General features: G+C 63.3%; 17 protein-coding genes. 8 read left to right on the top strand and 9 right to left on the bottom strand.

Annotated features, from left to right (window positions below):
* Window positions 1-10: 10 nt before the first annotated feature.
* The gene (locus tag QAZ22_RS13390) at window positions 11-340 is read right to left on the bottom strand and encodes a hypothetical protein (RefSeq protein ID WP_278207237.1); all 330 of its coding nucleotides are present in this window, start codon (window positions 338-340) and stop codon (window positions 11-13) included.
* Between the two features lie 275 nt (window positions 341-615).
* Between QAZ22_RS13390 and QAZ22_RS13385 the strand changes: the two genes are divergently transcribed.
* From QAZ22_RS13385 to QAZ22_RS13375, 3 genes are all read left to right on the top strand, one after another.
* A complete protein-coding gene (locus QAZ22_RS13385) occupies window positions 616-828 on the top strand; it encodes a cold-shock protein (protein ID WP_040970890.1) in 213 nt (70 codons plus the stop codon).
* A 246-nt stretch (window positions 829-1,074) separates the two neighbouring features.
* A complete protein-coding gene (locus tag QAZ22_RS13380; protein WP_278207235.1) occupies window positions 1,075-1,275 on the top strand; it encodes a hypothetical protein in 201 nt (66 codons plus the stop codon).
* 41 nt (window positions 1,276-1,316) lie between these two features.
* Window positions 1,317-1,526, top strand: a complete 210-nt coding sequence (locus QAZ22_RS13375; protein WP_347566940.1) for a hypothetical protein — start codon at window positions 1,317-1,319, stop codon at window positions 1,524-1,526.
* A 20-nt stretch (window positions 1,527-1,546) separates the two neighbouring features.
* Here the strand turns inward: QAZ22_RS13375 and QAZ22_RS13370 are convergent, their stop codons facing one another.
* The 3 genes from QAZ22_RS13370 to QAZ22_RS13360 form a co-directional block, all read right to left on the bottom strand.
* A complete protein-coding gene (locus tag QAZ22_RS13370; protein ID WP_278207233.1) occupies window positions 1,547-2,155 on the bottom strand; it encodes a glutathione S-transferase family protein in 609 nt (202 codons plus the stop codon).
* Window positions 2,156-2,242: 87 nt separating this feature from the next.
* On the bottom strand, window positions 2,243-3,118 hold the full coding sequence (locus QAZ22_RS13365) for an EAL domain-containing protein (protein WP_278207232.1): 876 nt from the start codon (window positions 3,116-3,118) through the stop codon (window positions 2,243-2,245).
* Window positions 3,115-4,011, bottom strand: coding sequence for an EAL domain-containing protein (locus tag QAZ22_RS13360; RefSeq protein ID WP_278207231.1), 897 nt, complete (start codon window positions 4,009-4,011; stop codon window positions 3,115-3,117). The genes QAZ22_RS13365 and QAZ22_RS13360 overlap by 4 nt, the downstream gene beginning before the upstream one ends.
* Before the next feature lie 208 nt (window positions 4,012-4,219).
* Between QAZ22_RS13360 and QAZ22_RS13355 the strand changes: the two genes are divergently transcribed.
* Window positions 4,220-5,422, top strand: coding sequence for a pyridoxal phosphate-dependent aminotransferase (locus QAZ22_RS13355; RefSeq protein ID WP_278207230.1), 1,203 nt, complete (start codon window positions 4,220-4,222; stop codon window positions 5,420-5,422).
* A gap of 64 nt (window positions 5,423-5,486) precedes the next feature.
* On the opposite strand, the gene QAZ22_RS13350 is transcribed toward QAZ22_RS13355, so the two are convergent.
* Window positions 5,487-5,882, bottom strand: a complete 396-nt coding sequence (locus QAZ22_RS13350; RefSeq protein WP_278207229.1) for a cupin domain-containing protein — start codon at window positions 5,880-5,882, stop codon at window positions 5,487-5,489.
* A 310-nt stretch (window positions 5,883-6,192) separates the two neighbouring features.
* Between QAZ22_RS13350 and QAZ22_RS13345 the strand changes: the two genes are divergently transcribed.
* From QAZ22_RS13345 to QAZ22_RS13335, 3 genes are all read left to right on the top strand, one after another.
* Complete coding sequence (locus QAZ22_RS13345; RefSeq protein WP_278207228.1) at window positions 6,193-7,722, top strand: EAL domain-containing protein; 1,530 nt, start codon at window positions 6,193-6,195, stop codon at window positions 7,720-7,722.
* Window positions 7,723-7,891: 169 nt separating this feature from the next.
* A complete protein-coding gene (locus QAZ22_RS13340; protein ID WP_278207227.1) occupies window positions 7,892-9,943 on the top strand; it encodes an elongation factor G in 2,052 nt (683 codons plus the stop codon).
* 667 nt (window positions 9,944-10,610) lie between these two features.
* Window positions 10,611-11,108 (top strand): isoprenylcysteine carboxylmethyltransferase family protein, encoded by a 498-nt coding sequence (locus tag QAZ22_RS13335; RefSeq protein ID WP_278207226.1) that lies wholly within the window; start codon window positions 10,611-10,613, stop codon window positions 11,106-11,108.
* A gap of 31 nt (window positions 11,109-11,139) precedes the next feature.
* Here the strand turns inward: QAZ22_RS13335 and QAZ22_RS13330 are convergent, their stop codons facing one another.
* Both QAZ22_RS13330 and trxB read right to left on the bottom strand, forming a co-directional pair.
* Window positions 11,140-12,036 carry a LysR family transcriptional regulator gene (locus QAZ22_RS13330; protein ID WP_278074890.1) on the bottom strand — a complete coding sequence of 299 codons (897 nt, stop codon included), beginning with the start codon at window positions 12,034-12,036 and terminating at the stop codon, window positions 11,140-11,142.
* A gap of 72 nt (window positions 12,037-12,108) precedes the next feature.
* Complete coding sequence (gene trxB, locus QAZ22_RS13325; RefSeq protein WP_278207225.1) at window positions 12,109-13,083, bottom strand: thioredoxin-disulfide reductase; 975 nt, start codon at window positions 13,081-13,083, stop codon at window positions 12,109-12,111.
* A gap of 219 nt (window positions 13,084-13,302) precedes the next feature.
* On the opposite strand from trxB, the gene QAZ22_RS13320 reads away from it, so the two are divergent.
* A complete protein-coding gene (locus QAZ22_RS13320; RefSeq protein ID WP_278207224.1) occupies window positions 13,303-13,779 on the top strand; it encodes an Lrp/AsnC family transcriptional regulator in 477 nt (158 codons plus the stop codon).
* 89 nt (window positions 13,780-13,868) lie between these two features.
* Here the strand turns inward: QAZ22_RS13320 and QAZ22_RS13315 are convergent, their stop codons facing one another.
* Both QAZ22_RS13315 and QAZ22_RS13310 read right to left on the bottom strand, forming a co-directional pair.
* Window positions 13,869-14,501 carry an HAD family hydrolase gene (locus tag QAZ22_RS13315; protein WP_278207223.1) on the bottom strand — a complete coding sequence of 211 codons (633 nt, stop codon included), beginning with the start codon at window positions 14,499-14,501 and terminating at the stop codon, window positions 13,869-13,871.
* Entirely contained in the window at window positions 14,494-15,066 is a 573-nt protein-coding gene (locus QAZ22_RS13310) for an SIS domain-containing protein (protein WP_278207222.1), read from the bottom strand. Before QAZ22_RS13310 ends, QAZ22_RS13315 begins: the two co-directional genes overlap by 8 nt.
* Window positions 15,067-15,070: the final 4 nt, after the last annotated feature.

The raw sequence follows: 15,070 nt of genomic DNA, 5'->3' as shown, positions 1-15,070 counted from the left end.
GCGCCAAGCCTTAGCGATGAGGAAAGAGCCGGCGGCGGAAATGCCGGTCGAAGTCCGGCCGCTTGCACACATAGACCGGGCAGGACCTGGTGTCGGCGCTGGGCACATAGGCCCGCGCCCTCACCTCGCCCATGTTGCAGAAGCGCTCGTCCCGGATATAGCGGTCATAGAGCGGCAGCCCCGGCACGCGCGTCGACTGGTAGCGCAGGATGACGGCGCCCTGCCTGGCGATCGTCGCCTGCACGCGATCGCAGCTCATGCGCGTCGGGTCGTAGCGCGCGGCAGCCTGTGCCTCGGCGGCCACCAGCATCAGGCAGGCGGCAAGCAGAATTCTCCTCATGATCCTCTCCTACAACAGCGAGCGTGTCTTCCCTCAACAACGCACGCCTGGCCTCAAAGCTTCCACGCGATTGGAGCGCCCATCGCACGCTATCTCGGTGCGTGCCGGCAACGCCATCTTGTTTTCGTTCCCGAACCATACTATATGCGGCACATTGAATTTGGCCGATCGATCGGGCCTCGCGATCTTCGCGTTTGCTGACGTCTCCAAAATTTCGATACCACCGGCCGGGTTTTTGGCCCGGTCAAACGAAGCAAATGCGAAGGGCATTTTACATGGCAACTGGTACAGTCAAGTGGTTCAACGCCACCAAGGGCTACGGCTTCATCCAGCCTGACAATGGCGGCGCGGACGTTTTCGTCCACATCTCCGCCGTCGAGCGCGCTGGCATGACCACCCTCGTTGAGGGCCAGAAGATCAACTTCGAGATCGAGCAGGACCGCCGCACCGGCAAGTCCGCTGCTGGATCTCTGAGCAAGGCAGCCTGATTTTTGCGATGGCGCGCGCCGAACGAAGGTTCGGGGCGCGCGGCAAGTCACGGATGTACTGACGGTCGCGCGATAAGCGCGCCGGAGCGGAAGGACCCGACAAGCCGAAGCAGCAGATTGCTGCCGGCCCGGCCCTAACGCTCCCGATCAGGCTACCGGCATAGGAAGGCGGGCATTGTCCCGCCTTTTTTGTTGTCTATATCGCCGCCATTGGCCTCGTTGGCCCAACTATGTTATTTGCTGGCCATGACCAAGCTCGAACAGATTGAAAAGTCCGTCGCCGAACTGAACCCCGAAGAACTGAAGGCATTTGCCGCATGGTTCGAGGCGCTTCAGGCCGACTTGTGGGACAAGCAGATCGAAGCCGACGCAAAGGCGGGCCGGCTGGACAAATTGGTGGCCGAGGCTCGTGCCGAGATAGCCGCCGGTAAGCTGCGCGACCTGTGAGGCACCGCGCTACGGCCAGTTTTTGGACGAAATATAACTCCTTGCCAAAAGCCGTTCGCCGTGTGGCCGACAAGGGCTTCACGTTGATGAAGAGCAACCCGCGGCATCCATCGCTTCATTTCAAAAAGGTAGGCGAACTCTGGTCAGCGAGAATAGACGACAACTATCGCGCCTTGGCTCTAGAAAGTACCGACGGCTATCATTGGATCTGGATCGGCACTCACGCCGAATATGATCGCCTTATCAAATAGCACCCCACACGAGGGTTGAACTAAGGCACCCACTCGATCGGCACGTGCCCCTTGTCCGCCTCGACGCGCTTCAGCCACTCCACCACCGCCGGATAGGCGTCGAGCTGGAAGCCGCCCTTCTCGGCGGTGTGGGTGTACGCATAGAGCGCGATGTCGGCGACGCTGTAGGCGCTGCCGGCGAAGAAGGCGTTCTGCTCCAGGTGCTTGTTCATCACGCCGAGCGCCTTGTTGCCGCGCTCCAACGTTTGCGCCAGCCTTTCCGGCGTCGCGTCCTTCGCCCTTTCCGGGAAGGTGAGCAGCGCCTTGCGCACCGCGATATAGGGCTCGTGGCTGTACTGCTCGAAGAACAGCCACTGATAGGCCAGCGCCCGCTCGTATCTGTCGGCCGGCAGGAAGCGTGTGCCTTCGGCGAGATAGAGCAGGATGGCGTTGGATTCGGCGATACGCCGGCCGTCGTCGAGCTCGAGCAGCGGCACCATCGCGTTCGGGTTCTTGGCGACATAGTCGGCCTTGCGCGTCTCGCCGGTATGCGAGCTCACCTCGATGCGGGTGAAGGGAATGCCGAGCTTTGCCATCAACAGACGCGGCTTGTAGCAATTGCCGCTGTCGATCATGTCATAGAGTATCATAGGCCCTCGCTTCGCGCGTCGAATGTCGAGAAGCCTCTAACCCGCCTGCGCGCGTTTCATCCAGTGATTTGTTTTTAGGGGAAAGCATCAGCGGCGCTGATGCAATTGCACGACCTTGTTGTCCATGCCGAGCAGCGCATCGATCGACAGCGGCTCGTCGTTGAAGATCGTGCCGGCGAGCGCCGGGCGGGCAAGGTGATATCCCTGCAGAAGGTCGACGCCGCCGTCGAGCGCGACGCGCAGATGCGTGGCCTGCTCGATGCCTTCGACCAGCACCTTGGCGCCGCGGTCGTGCAGCATCGAGACCAGCGGCCGGAAGAACCGTTCGGCTGCGGCATGACGGCAGAGCTCCGCGAACCAGCCGCCGTCGATCTTGACGATGTCGGGCGACAGAAGGCCGATGCGCGCTTCGGTCGAATGTCCGGTGCCGAAATCGTCGACGGCGATGCGGATGCCGTCACGCCTCATCTCGCGCACGAGGCTGGCGAGCACCTGATCGTCGGCCGCCTGTTCGGTGATCTCGCAGACGAGCTTGGTCGGCTCGAGGCCGAAATCGCCGAGATGCCTGGTCATAAGGCGGATCTCGGCCAGTGCCCGCCCGAGGTGATCGTTGATCATCGGGTCATAGTTGAAGAACAGGGCAAGCCCGTCGACGCCGATGTTGCGGTAGTTGCCCAGATGCAGCATCCGGCACATCGTCTCGACGAACAGCCGGTCCGATGCCGCGACGCTGTCGAAGAAAACTTGCGGCGCAACGGGGGTTGCGACGCGGCGCGGCTCGATCAGCGCTTCGACGGCGACAGATTTGAGCGTCCTGCCCTGCGGCGCGAAGATCGGCTGATAGGCGCTCCACAGCCGGAACTCGCCATAGACGCCGAACTGGAGGCCGATCTCGTCGGCGAAGATCGCCTCGGCGACATTGCGCCGCCTTTCTGGGCGCCGCCTCTCGGGCCGCACGATCATGGCGTCACCTTGCGTCCAAACGCCTTAGTCGGGCGCGCCGACGCCACCGGAGCGGGACTGGCGGCAGCGGCCTTGCCCTCCTCGGTCGCGGGCGCCTGCGCACTCTTGCCGAAGGCGCGAAAACTGGTGGAAGCCAATTCCGGTCGGGCGAGCACATAGCCTTGCACCATCGAGGCTCCGGACTTCTCGGCGAGCTCCAGCTGCCAGCCTTCCTCGATGCCTTCGAAGACCGTGCGGATGCCCTGGCTTTCGAAGCTCTTCACCATCGCGGTCAGCAGCGCGAATCCTGCCCCGGACTCCATGAGCTGGGTGATCCAGTGGGCGTCGAACTTGACGATGTCCGGCCGCAATTCCTTGACGCGGTTGATGTCGGAATCGTCGGCGCCATAGTCGTCGACGGCGATGCGGAAGCCGTTGGCTCGCAGCGCTTCGACAAAGCTGTAGAGCGTTTCCTGCGAGGCCGACTTCTGCTCGGTCACCTCGCAGACGATGCGGCGCGGGTCGATGCCGGCCTCGTGCAGCACCAGGCGCATGTCGCGCAGCGCCTTGTCGACAATGGCGCGGTCGGTGAATACCGACGGATCGAAATTGATGAAGATGGATGCCTCTTCCGGCAGGCACGCGCCGGCGTTGAGCAGATGCAGCGTCCTTGTCAGCGCCTCGATATGCAGCCGGTCGGCCGCCGGGCAGGTACCGAAGAAGCTCACCGGCGATTGCGGCTCGCCATCGCGGAACGGCCGGATCAGCCCCTCGAAGGCGGCGACCGAAAGCTTGCCTCCGTTGAAGGCGAAGATCGGCTGGAAGGCGCTCTGCAGCGTGTAGATGCCCCAGACACCGCTGGAGGTGCCGTCGTCATGACGGATGATATGGGCAAGCCCGATGCTGCGCGACAAAGGTCCCTCGCTCCGCCAGCGCGGCGGAATTCAATCAGCCATCCTGCCAGCCAAGGGTTTACCGGTCGTTGATGAATTTATAGTTGCCGCCGCTCACGCCACCTTGACTTGTGGATCATCCGACAATGCTTGCGCTGGAGCCTGCGATGCGACATGAGAGGCGCCGCGGCCGCTTCTGGCCGCGCCCCTCTCTTGGAGACGCTTAGTCATGGCCTTTCTTGCCGACGCCCTTTCCCGCGTGAAGCCTTCCGCGACCATCGCGGTGACGCAGAAAGCGCGCGAGCTGAAAAACGCCGGCCGTGACGTCATCGGCCTCGGCGCCGGCGAGCCTGACTTCGACACACCAGACAACATCAAGAACGCGGCGATCGACGCGATCCGCCGCGGCGAGACCAAATATCCGCCGGTCTCCGGCATCGCGCCGCTGCGCGAGGCGATCGCGAAAAAGTTCAAGCGCGAGAACAATCTCGACTACCGGCCCGAGCAGACCATCGTCGGCACCGGCGGCAAGCAGATCCTGTTCAACGCCTTCATGGCGACGCTGAACCCCGGCGACGAGGTCATCATCCCCCGTCCCTATTGGGTGAGCTATCCGGAAATGGTGGCGATCTGCGGCGGCACCTCCGTCTTCGCCGACACCTCGATCGACAACGGCTTCAAGCTGACGCCGGAAGTGCTCGAAAAGGCCATCACGCCGAAGACCAAGTGGCTGCTGATGAACTCGCCATCCAACCCGTCGGGCGCAGCCTACACCGAAGCCGAGCTACGCGCGCTGGCCGACGTGCTGCTCAGGCATCCGCATGTATGGACGCTGACCGACGACATGTACGAGCACCTGACCTATGGCGACTTCGTCTTCAGGACCATCGCCGAGGTCGAGCCGAACCTCTACGAGCGCACGCTGACCATGAACGGGGTGTCGAAAGCCTATGCCATGACCGGCTGGCGTATCGGCTACGCCGCCGGCCCGGTGCCGCTGATCAAGGCGATGGACATGATCCAGGGCCAGCAGACTTCCGGCGCCTGCACCATCGCGCAATGGGCTTCCGTCGAGGCGCTCAACGGCCCGCAGGATTTCATCGCGAAGAACAAGGCGATCTTCCAGGGGCGGCGCGATCTCGTCGTCTCGATGCTCAACCAGGCGCGCGGCATCTCTTGCCCGTCGCCGGAAGGCGCCTTCTACGTCTATCCGTCCTGCGCTGCGCTGATAGGCAAGAAGACGAAGAGCGGCAAGGTCATCGATAGCGATGAAGCCTTCTGCTCGGAGCTGCTCGACGCCGAGGGTGTCGCGGTGGTGTTCGGCTCGGCCTTCGGCCTCGGCCCGAACTTCCGCATCTCCTACGCAACGTCGGATGCGCTGCTGGAGGAGGCCTGCACCCGCATCCAACGCTTCACCGCATCGCTGACCTGATCGGCGACCCGGCCAGCCAATGAGAAAACCCGGCTTCATCAAGCCGGGTTTTTTGTTGGGCTTCTCAGCCGCCATACTGCTCGTCGGAGACCGCCTCAAGCCAATCGGCGTGGCTGCCGTCCAGCGCCTCTTGCATGGCGACATGCGTCATGATGGTTTTTGGTCCGGCGCCGTGCCAGTGCTTTTCGCCGGGCGCGAAGGATATGACGTCGCCCGCTCTGATCACCTCGACCAGCCCGCCCCATGTCTGCGCAAGCCCGGCCCCTGCCGTGACGTAGAGCGTCTGGCCGAGCGGGTGCGTGTGCCAATGGGTGCGGGCGCCCGGTTCGAAACTGACCAGCGTCGCCCTCAGCCGCGCCGGCGCCTCCTTCTCGATGATCGGCGTCTGCAGCACCTTGCCGGTGAAATACTTCTCCGGCGCGATGATCGTCGGCACGCTGCCGCACGCAATGATCTTCATCGTTCAAATCCTCAATCGTTGACGAAACATGAAGCCGCAAGCGGCGCATCCCAGGATGTAGTTTCAACCGGCTGTGAGGCTAGTGCAACCGGCGCTTCCGGGTGCAGACGGCGACGGGTGTCGAAGCAGCTTTGGGGTTGCGTCAAATCTTTTTTGTTAGCTGTTTAAAATACCGTCATAAATTGTTGCTTTTTAACCATAAAATTAGGCGATCAGCCGAGCATCGGAGAACGGAGCAAGACAGTCGTCGCGCTCAATGTCTTTTTAACCGCTCGGCTCTAGCCATGGCCCGTGCTGTGGGGGCGCGGACATGAGCATCTTGGCGACAATCAAGGATCATAGCGGCAGGATTTACCGCGGTATTCAGGCGCTGCTCGTGGCGAGCATCGCCGCCACGGCGATTGCCGCCTTTGGCCTGACCGAAGATGCCTCGCGCACCGCGGCTCTCGCCGTGTCGGTCGCATCGACCGGCCTTGCGCTCCTGGTGCTGATGTATATGCGCTCGAGCGTCGTCCAGCGCTTGCGGTCGGCGGCGGACGCTGAAGCCGAGAAGCACCGTTTTCTCAGCGTCGACGCAATGACCGGCGCCATGACCCGCCGCTATTTCCTCGAAGCATTGAGCGACAGGCTGGGCAGCTTGCGCAACCGGCGGCAAGCAAGCCTGCTTTTGATCGACCTCGATCATTTCAAGCAGCTCAACGACACCTTTGGCCACCAGTTCGGCGACCTTGCCCTTGCTTATCTGGTCAAGGAGGCGGAGCGCATCTTTGCCGACGGCATCATCGGACGGCTGGGCGGTGACGAGTTCGGCGTCATCGTCCCGCATGGTGACGCGGCTGCCCTCAACAAGGATGCGCGCCGGCTGCTCGACGCGATGCGGGCCGGAAAGCGGCATGAAGGCAAGATCATTCCACTATCGATCTCGTTGGGGGTCGCGCTTGCGCCGCTGCACGCTTCCAATCCCACCGAGTTGATGTTGCTTGCCGACCTCGCGCTCTACGAAAGCAAGGCGGCAGGCCGGGGCCGCGTAACGGTCTTCGACGAGGAGATGCTGTCGGACAAGCGCTATCGCCGTCTCGTGGAGCGTGAATTGCGCGCCGCCATCTATCTTGGCGAGCTGGAGCTCCACTATCAGCCGATCGTGGGCACCGAGGGCTCCATCAACGCGCTCGAGGGCTTGATCCGCTGGCGCCATCCCGTCCGCGGCCTGATCTCGCCTGCCGAGTTCATCCCGATCGCCGAGCGCTCGACCTTGATCGACATGATCGGCGAATGGGTGTTCAAGCGCGCCTGCGCCGACATCGGCCACTTTCAGGGGCGGCGCATCTCGATCAACGTCTCCGGCGAGCAGTTGAAGCGCGACGAGATCGTGACGATGTGCGAGCGCATCCTGCGCGAGACCGGCAGATCGGCGTCCGCGTTCATCATCGAGATCACCGAGACGGTCGCAATGGCCGCCACGCCGGAAATCCTCAGGCGCCTCGAAGCATTGCGCGGGCTTGGCTTCCATATCGCGCTCGACGACTTCGGCACCGGCCATTGCGGCTTCAACTATCTGAAGACGCTCCCGATCGACAGCGTCAAGATCGACCGTTCCTACATCCGCAGCCTCGCCCACGACCAGGTGGCGCAGATCTTCGTTTCCGCTCTGGCTCAGATCGCGCGCATCCAGGACATCACCATCGTCGCCGAGGGCGTCGAATCGTCGGAGGAGTTCACCCTTGCCCGCACCGCTGGCTGCAGCCGCTTCCAGGGCTATTTCTTCGGCAAGCCGGCGCCGCGCGACAAGACGAGCGTGCTGTGCGCCACCGATGGCGAGCCGCTCGCGCTCAGCGCCTGACAAACTGGACGCCTGACAAAACCAAAGCCGGCGCATTTCCTATTTTTCTTGCCCTCTCCGCGAACCCGTGTGACGATGGCCTTGGGCAGGTGGTGAGCAACAACCCCGCCCGCGACGGCCGAACAGGCCGGCCGCCGCTCCCAGGGAAACGCCTGAGTGGAGGTCAGCCATGGGTACTCGCGCCGGAGGACGACGCACGGGACCGAAATGCATTGCCATAGTCGGTCCCTTCGCAAGCGGTAAGACGACACTTCTCGAAGCAATCCTAGCCCGCACGGGCGCCATCCCCCGCCAGAATCCCGTTTCATCGGGCAACACAGTTTCCGATCATTCGCCAGAAGCCCGCGCCCACGCCATGAGCGTCGAGGCCACCTTTGCCACCACGGAATTCATGGGCGAGCAGTTCACCTTCGTCGATTGCCCCGGCTCCATCGAATTCGCCTTTGAGGCCGAGCCGGTGCTTGCAGCCTGCGATGTCGCAGTCGTCGTTGCCGAAGCGGACGAAAAGAAGATACCCGCGCTCCAGCTCATCATGCGCAAGCTCGACGATCTCGGCGTGCCGCGCATCCTGTTCCTCAACAAGGTGGACAAGGCGATCGCCGGTGTGCGCGAGACGCTTAAGATGCTGCAGCCGGCGAGCTCGGTGCCGCTGCTGCTTCGCCAGATTCCGCTGCGCAAGGACGGCGTCGTCATCGGCTCGATCGATCTGGCGCTCGAGCGCGCCTATGTCTACCGCGAATATGCCGAGAGCCAGATCGCCGAGATTCCGGACGACGACAAGGCGCGCGAGCTCGAGGCCCGCTTCTCGATGCTGGAGACGCTGGCGGACCATGACGACCAGCTGATGGAACAGTTGCTGGAGGAGATCGAGCCGCCGAAGGACGCGATTTTCGATGACCTCGCCGCCGACCTTCGTGCCGGCACGGTAACGCCGGTGCTGATCGGCACGGCGGAGAAAGGCAATGGCGTGCTGCGCCTGTTGAAGACGATCCGCCACGATGCGCCCGATATCGAGGCGACCCGCAAGCGCTTGGGCGCGCCGGACGGCAGCCAGACGGTCGTGCAGGTGATGAAGACCATCCACACCGCGCATGGCGGCAAGCTGTCCGTGTCGCGCGTGCTTTCGGGGCAATTGGCAGATGCGGCCGAGCTCTTCCTCTCCAACGGCGACGCGACGAAGGTCTCCGGCATCTACAAGATGCTGGGCAAGGACCAGTTGAAGCTGTCATCGGCCAGGGCCGGCGACACTGTCGCGCTCGGCAAGCTCGATAACGTCAGGACCGGCCAGACGCTGAGTTCCGCCAAGGGCGGCATCAAGCCTCTCGTCACGCTGGAAGCGCCACAGCCGGTCTTTGCCTTCGCGCTGCGCCCCAAAGAGCGCAAGGACGAGGTCAAGATGTCGGCGGCAATCCAGAGGCTTGCCGAGGAGGACCCTTCGCTCAGCCTGCACCACAACCAGGACTCCGCGGAGACCGTGTTGTCGGGGCATGGCGAAATGCACTTGCGCGTGGTGCGCGAGCGCCTGGAGGGCAAGAACCAGATCCCGATCGAAGGTCACTCGCCGGCGGTGCCTTATCGCGAAACGATCCGTAAATCCGCCCAGCAGCGCGGCCGCCACAAGAAGCAGTCCGGCGGCCATGGTCAGTTCGGCGACGTCGTGATCGAGATCAAGCCATTGCCGCGCGGCTCGGGCTTCCAGTTTACCGACACCATCACGGGTGGCGTCGTGCCCAAGACCTACATCCAGTCGGTGGAGTCGGGCATTCGCGATTATCTGAAGACGGGTCCGCTCGGCTTCCCTGTGGTCGATGTCGCCGTCAACCTGTCCGACGGTTCCTACCATGCGGTCGATTCCTCCGATATGGCCTTCCAGATGGCGGCGAAGCTGGCGATGAAGGAAGGCATGGCGGCCTGTTCGCCGGTTCTGCTGGAGCCGATCATGAAGGTCGAGATCGTGACGCCTTCCGACGCGACCTCGAAGATCATCGCGCTGATCCCGCAGCGGCGCGGCCAGATCCTTGGCTATGACGCACGGCCGGACTGGCCCGGCTGGGACGTGGTCGAGGCGACCATGCCCCAGGCCGAGATCGGCGACCTGATCATCGAGTTGCGCTCTGCGACGGCCGGCGTCGCCAGCTACAAGGCGGCCTTCGACCATATGGCCGAGTTGACCGGCCGCCTGGCCGACGAGGCGATGAACGCCAACGGCAAGGCCGCCTGACTGATCTCGCTGATGATATGAAAACGGCGCCCGGATCGTCCGGACGCCGTTCTTATTGCGGACCGTCTTCCTGGGAGGCAACGGCAGGTCCGCCGCATCAGGAAAAATGGTTCGGACGCGGTAGCTGCCTGAGCCCGGCCTGCCCGAGTGATGCCCCCATCTCCCGGACCGACCAACCGCGTCCTATGATCTACTTAATCGATAGAGTGCGTCTGCGACATGTTACCCGATGTTACATGTCACTGTTACGTGGCCCCGGCGCACACATTTCCGGTGTCGGCGTGACCTCAGCGCAACAAAAAAGCCGGATCAATAAAGATCCGGCTGAGTTTGATTGGAAGTGCCGATTAGGGCTAACCTCCAGAGGGGAACACTCGAGGGCGCTAATGGGAGGAGAACGCGCCCTGGAGATGAACTATATATGTGCTCATCATGCCCAAGAAACAAGCATCTATTTTGCAACACACGCATGCAAAAAGACGCAGGCTGTGGTCCAACCTATTCCGGGAACCGATAGGACCAGCAAAAATCGCCGAATCCTGGGCCTTTCCGAACCGAAAGCGATCGCTGATATGCAAATCGCTGCCGATTCTGTCCGGAAATACGTGAAATCCGAAATGATACGGATTCGGGCAGGCCGCGTTCATTTTTGCGGCAGGAGGACCTGATGCGGACGTTTTCGGCAGTCGCCGGCAGCGCGCTGTTCCTGGTCGCGGCACCCGGCATGGTCGCAGGGCTGATGCCCTGGCTTTTGACCGATCATTATCGTGTGCCGTGGTCCACGGTGCCGGGTTTCGTGCCCCTGGGCTGGATTCTGGTGATCGGGGCGGCCGGGGTCCTGCTTCACGCCTTCGCCCGTTTCGCCCTGGAGGGCCTGGGCACGCCGGCCCCGGTCGCGCCGACCGAGAAACTGGTCGTCGGCGGCATCTATCGCCATGTGCGCAACCCCATGTATGTCGCAGTGCTGTCGATCATCCTCGGCCAGGTGCTCATCTTTTCGAGCTGGGTGGTGCTGGTCTACGGCCTCATCGCCGCGGCGGCGATGATCTCCTTCGTCAAGGTCTACGAGGAGCCGACGCTCGCCCGCCGCTATGGCGCCGAGTACGAAACCTACCGCCGCGCCGTGCCCGGCTGGTTGCCGCGCATCACGCCTTGGCGCGAGTAGCAGTTTACGCCCGGTGGCGTCTCAGGCCGTCTCAGAATGACCAGCTACGCGCCTTCGCGATGATGAAATCGCGAAACACATGCAGCTTCGCCTGGTTCTTCATCGCGTCCGGATAGGCGAAATAGGTGTCGAAGGATGGCACCTCGGTCTCGGGCAGCAACTGGACCAAGTTCGAGTCCTTGCTGATGACGTAATCGGGCAGCATGGCGATGCCGGCGCCGCCCTGCACCGCGCGCTTGATCGACAGGATGTCGTTGATCTGCAGCGTCGGCACTCTTTGCCCACCCTCGAAATCGCCGACCGTCTCCAGCCAGTTCAGTTCCGACAGATGCGCGGGCACCGGCACGCCGAAGGTGACGATCCTGTGGTTCCTGAGCTCGGCGATCGAGGCCGGCTTGCCGAACTTCGCGACATAGGAAGGCGCCGCGTAGAGATGGAAATGCACGGTGAACAGCCGGCGCTGGATGAGGTCCGGCTGCTGTGGCTGCCTGAGCCGAATGGCGCAGTCGGCCTGGCGCATGGTCAGGTCGAGCTCCTCATTGGCGAGGATGAGCTGCAGGCTGATCTCTGGATAGAGCTCGATGAATTCCTGCACCCGCTCAGTCAGCCAGCCGGCGCCCAGGCCTACCGTGGTCGTGACCCTCAGCACGCCGGACGGGCGATCCTTGGTCTCGGTCAGCCGCGACTTGATCGTCTCCAGCTTCATCAGCACGTCATGCGCCGTCCGGAACAGCATCTCGCCCTGCTCGGTCAGCACGAGGCCGCGCGCGTGGCGGTGAAACAGCGCCACGCCGACGTCATGCTCGAGCGCGCTGACCTGCCGCGAGATCGCCGATTGCGAAAGATGCAGTGTCTCGGCGGCATGGGTGAACGACCCAGCCTCCGCCGCAGCGTGAAACACGCGTAGCTTGTCCCAGTCCAGCGCCATGATTCCCCTCGTGTTGCCTTTGGCGTCTGAATGAAAAATCAGGCTTTTAAACGGCTTTTTTCAGCCGATCGATTATTCCGCCGCTTCGCGGTGAACCTCGATCCCCGCCAGATATTTCTCCGCTTCGAGCGCCGCCATGCAGCCGAGCCCTGCCGCCGTCACCGCCTGGCGGTAGACATCGTCGGTGACATCGCCGGCGGCAAACACGCCGGGGACGTCGGTGCGGGTCGAGTCAGGCGCCGTCCACAGATAGCCGTTCGGCTTCTGCTTGAGCTTGCCGACGAAAAGCTCGACCGCCGGCGCATGACCGATCGCGACGAAGACGCCGTCGACCGGCAGCCGCGATATTTCTCCGGTCACCACGTTGCGCAGCTTCAAGCCCTCGACCGAAGGCGGCAGCGGTGCCTTGCCCGGCTGCCCGGTGATCTCGTCGACGACCGTATCCCAGATGACGCGGATATTGTCCTTCTGGAACAGCCGCTCGCGCAGGATGCGCTCGGCGCGGAAATCGCCGCGCCGGTGAATGACGGTGACGCTCCTGGCGAGGTTGGCGAGATAGAGCGCTTCCTCGACCGCCGAATTGCCGCCGCCGACCACCGCGACATCCTTGCCGCGATAGAAGAAGCCGTCGCAGGTGGCGCAGGCCGAAACGCCGAAGCCCATGAAGGTCTGCTCCGACGGAATGCCCAGCCACTTGGCCTGCGCGCCGGTGGCGATGATCAAGGCGTCCGCGGTATAGACGGTGCCGGAATCGCCGGTGGCGCGGAACGGCCGCACGTTGAGGTCGACCTCGGTGATGATGTCGTTGACGATCTCGGTGCCGACATGCTCAGCCTGCTTGAGCATTTGCTCCATCAGCCACGGACCCTGGATCGGGTCGGCGAAGCCCGGATAGTTTTCGACATCGGTGGTGATCATCAACTGGCCGCCCTGTTGCAGGCCGGCGACGAGCATCGGCTTCAGCATGGCGCGTGCGGCATAGATCGCCGCGGTGTAGCCGGCCGGGCCGGAGCCGATGATGAGAACGGGCGCGTGTTTGATGTTCATTAAAGTCCCCTGCGGCGCGAGGCCGTGGTTTTGTCGCCGGTAATGTAAGTGCTGCCCGCCAAGCCAGCAAGGCAGCTTGGCCTTCGTCCCCGGAAAGCTTCATGGCGAAGGCATAACCGGCCATGTCCCTTCGAACGCGCAAAAATTATCGGGAAGGGATGGCCTCCCGCGCGAAACCAAATTACAAAATCGCGAAAGATTCTTGCGCGAAAGCCGATCATGCCGCTCAAAGCCGATCTCGACGCCATCGACTGGAAGATCCTGCGCGAGCTGCAGAACGACGGCCGCATGACCAATGTCGAGCTGTCCAACCGGGTCGGCATCTCGGCGCCGCCTTGCCTGCGCCGCGTCAGGCGGCTGGAAGAGGCCGGCATCATCCGCGGCTACCGTGCGCTGCTCAACGCGCCGGCCCTCGGCATGGATGTCGTCGCCTTCTGCCTTATCGGCCTGCATCATCAGGCCGACGCCGAGCTGAAGACTTTCGCGGAGCGCACACGCGGCTGGCCGATCGTTCGCGATGCCTGGATGGTCTCGGGTGAATCCGATTTCCTGCTGCACTGCGTGGCGAGCGATCTCGGCACCTTCCAGACCTTCGTTATCGAGGAACTGGCTTCGGCCCCCAATGTCGACACGGTGCGCACTGCGCTGACCATCCGCCGCGTGAAAGACGAAGGGCTGGTGGCTTTTCCGAGCTGACGAAGGCGATTCCTGGAAAACTGCGCCGGCTTTTCCGAAAAACCCTGGAGAGCCAGCGGTTTGGCGCCCAAGTTCGAATCAATATGCGATCAGAGCAATCGTATCGCGGCCAGCAGGCCGTCGAGATCACGGGCGCCGCGCAACGATGCAACCGCAAGCCCGCCCATCGTTGAGGCTTCGCCATCGACCAGCCAGCCGCGTGTGAGGCTGGCGCGCTCGCCCGCTTCCATGTCGGCTGGCTTGTCGCCGACGATCAGCGATCGCTCGAGATCGAGGCCGAGGCGGCGCCCTGCCTCGAGCAGCATGCCCGGATTTGGCTTGCGCATCGGATGATCGGTGACGGCCAGCGGGCCGGAACCGGCCTCGTGATAGGCGCAGGCCAGCACCATGTCGACGGCTGCATTCTTCTCGGCAAGCAGGTCGAGCACCCGCTGATTGACCCGGGCGAAGGCATCCCAGCCAAAATAGCCGCGCGCGATGCCGGACTGGTTGGTGATGACGACGACGGGGATGCCCTGCCGGTTCGCGGCCTCTATGACCGGCGCGATGCCGTCGCGCAGCACCATGGCGGCCGGATCGTCAGGATAGCCGGTGTCGACATTGATGGTGCCGTCGCGGTCGAGAAACAGCGCCGGCAGGCCGGCTGGGAACGATCTGGATCCAATCCGCTCGACCCACAGGCCGGGCTCGGCGAGCGGAAAATCCCCTTCGCCGTCAGCCATTGCTGAGACGCGCTTCCACCGCCTCGCACAAATGATGGTAGAGGCAGAGATGCCCCTGCTGGATGATCGGTGTCGAGGTCGACGGCACGTTAAGCAGGATGTCGGTCAGCGGCTTCAGCTTGCCGCCGGTGTCGCCGGTGAGGCTGATCACCGTCATCCCCATGGCGCGCGCCTGCTCGGCGGCGGCAAGGATGCTCGGCGAATTGCCGCTGGTCGAGATGGCGAGCAGCACCGCGCCTTCCGATCCATGCGCCTCGACCTGGCGCGAGAAGACCGTGTCGAAGCCATAATCGTTGCCCCAGGCGGTCAGCACCGCCGCATTGGCCGGCAGCGCGATGACATTGTAGGCCTTGCGCTCCTTGAGGAAACGGCCGACCAGTTCGCCGGCGATGTGGATGGCATCGCTCGCCGAGCCGCCATTGCCGCAGATCAGCAGCGCCTTGCCCCGCGACAGCGCCGTCACGACCGCGTTCACCGCGCGCTCCATCTCGCCGGTGAGGTCGCGCTCGACCATCGCCGAGATCGCCGCCGCGGAGCGGACCAGATAATCGTTCAGTTCGGACATGAAA

Origin of the sequence: Mesorhizobium sp. WSM4906 (assembly GCF_029674625.1) — a bacterium.
In the GTDB taxonomy this organism is placed as follows: Bacteria; Pseudomonadota; Alphaproteobacteria; order Rhizobiales; family Rhizobiaceae; genus Mesorhizobium.
The sequence above is the reverse complement of the archived record's forward strand: the minus strand, read 5'-3'. Positions and strand labels throughout refer to the sequence as shown.

Bases quoted from the DNA above. Each gene is read 5' to 3' on its own strand.
- QAZ22_RS13315 (WP_278207223.1), bottom strand. From the start codon at position 14,501: ATGGCTGACGGCGAAGGGGATTTTCCGCTCGCCGAGCCCGGCCTGTGG.
- QAZ22_RS13340 (WP_278207227.1), top strand. From the start codon at position 7,892: ATGGGTACTCGCGCCGGAGGACGACGCACGGGACCGAAATGCATTGCC.
- QAZ22_RS13330 (WP_278074890.1), bottom strand. From the start codon at position 12,036: ATGGCGCTGGACTGGGACAAGCTACGCGTGTTTCACGCTGCGGCGGAG.
- QAZ22_RS13385 (WP_040970890.1), top strand. From the start codon at position 616: ATGGCAACTGGTACAGTCAAGTGGTTCAACGCCACCAAGGGCTACGGC.
- QAZ22_RS13355 (WP_278207230.1), top strand. From the start codon at position 4,220: ATGGCCTTTCTTGCCGACGCCCTTTCCCGCGTGAAGCCTTCCGCGACC.
- QAZ22_RS13380 (WP_278207235.1), top strand. From the start codon at position 1,075: ATGACCAAGCTCGAACAGATTGAAAAGTCCGTCGCCGAACTGAACCCC.
- QAZ22_RS13335 (WP_278207226.1), top strand. From the start codon at position 10,611: ATGCGGACGTTTTCGGCAGTCGCCGGCAGCGCGCTGTTCCTGGTCGCG.
- QAZ22_RS13390 (WP_278207237.1), bottom strand. From the start codon at position 340: ATGAGGAGAATTCTGCTTGCCGCCTGCCTGATGCTGGTGGCCGCCGAG.
- QAZ22_RS13370 (WP_278207233.1), bottom strand. From the start codon at position 2,155: ATGATACTCTATGACATGATCGACAGCGGCAATTGCTACAAGCCGCGT.
- QAZ22_RS13350 (WP_278207229.1), bottom strand. From the start codon at position 5,882: ATGAAGATCATTGCGTGCGGCAGCGTGCCGACGATCATCGCGCCGGAG.
- QAZ22_RS13345 (WP_278207228.1), top strand. From the start codon at position 6,193: ATGAGCATCTTGGCGACAATCAAGGATCATAGCGGCAGGATTTACCGC.
- trxB (WP_278207225.1), bottom strand. From the start codon at position 13,083: ATGAACATCAAACACGCGCCCGTTCTCATCATCGGCTCCGGCCCGGCC.
- QAZ22_RS13320 (WP_278207224.1), top strand. From the start codon at position 13,303: ATGCCGCTCAAAGCCGATCTCGACGCCATCGACTGGAAGATCCTGCGC.
- QAZ22_RS13310 (WP_278207222.1), bottom strand. From the start codon at position 15,066: ATGTCCGAACTGAACGATTATCTGGTCCGCTCCGCGGCGGCGATCTCG.
- QAZ22_RS13365 (WP_278207232.1), bottom strand. From the start codon at position 3,118: ATGATCGTGCGGCCCGAGAGGCGGCGCCCAGAAAGGCGGCGCAATGTC.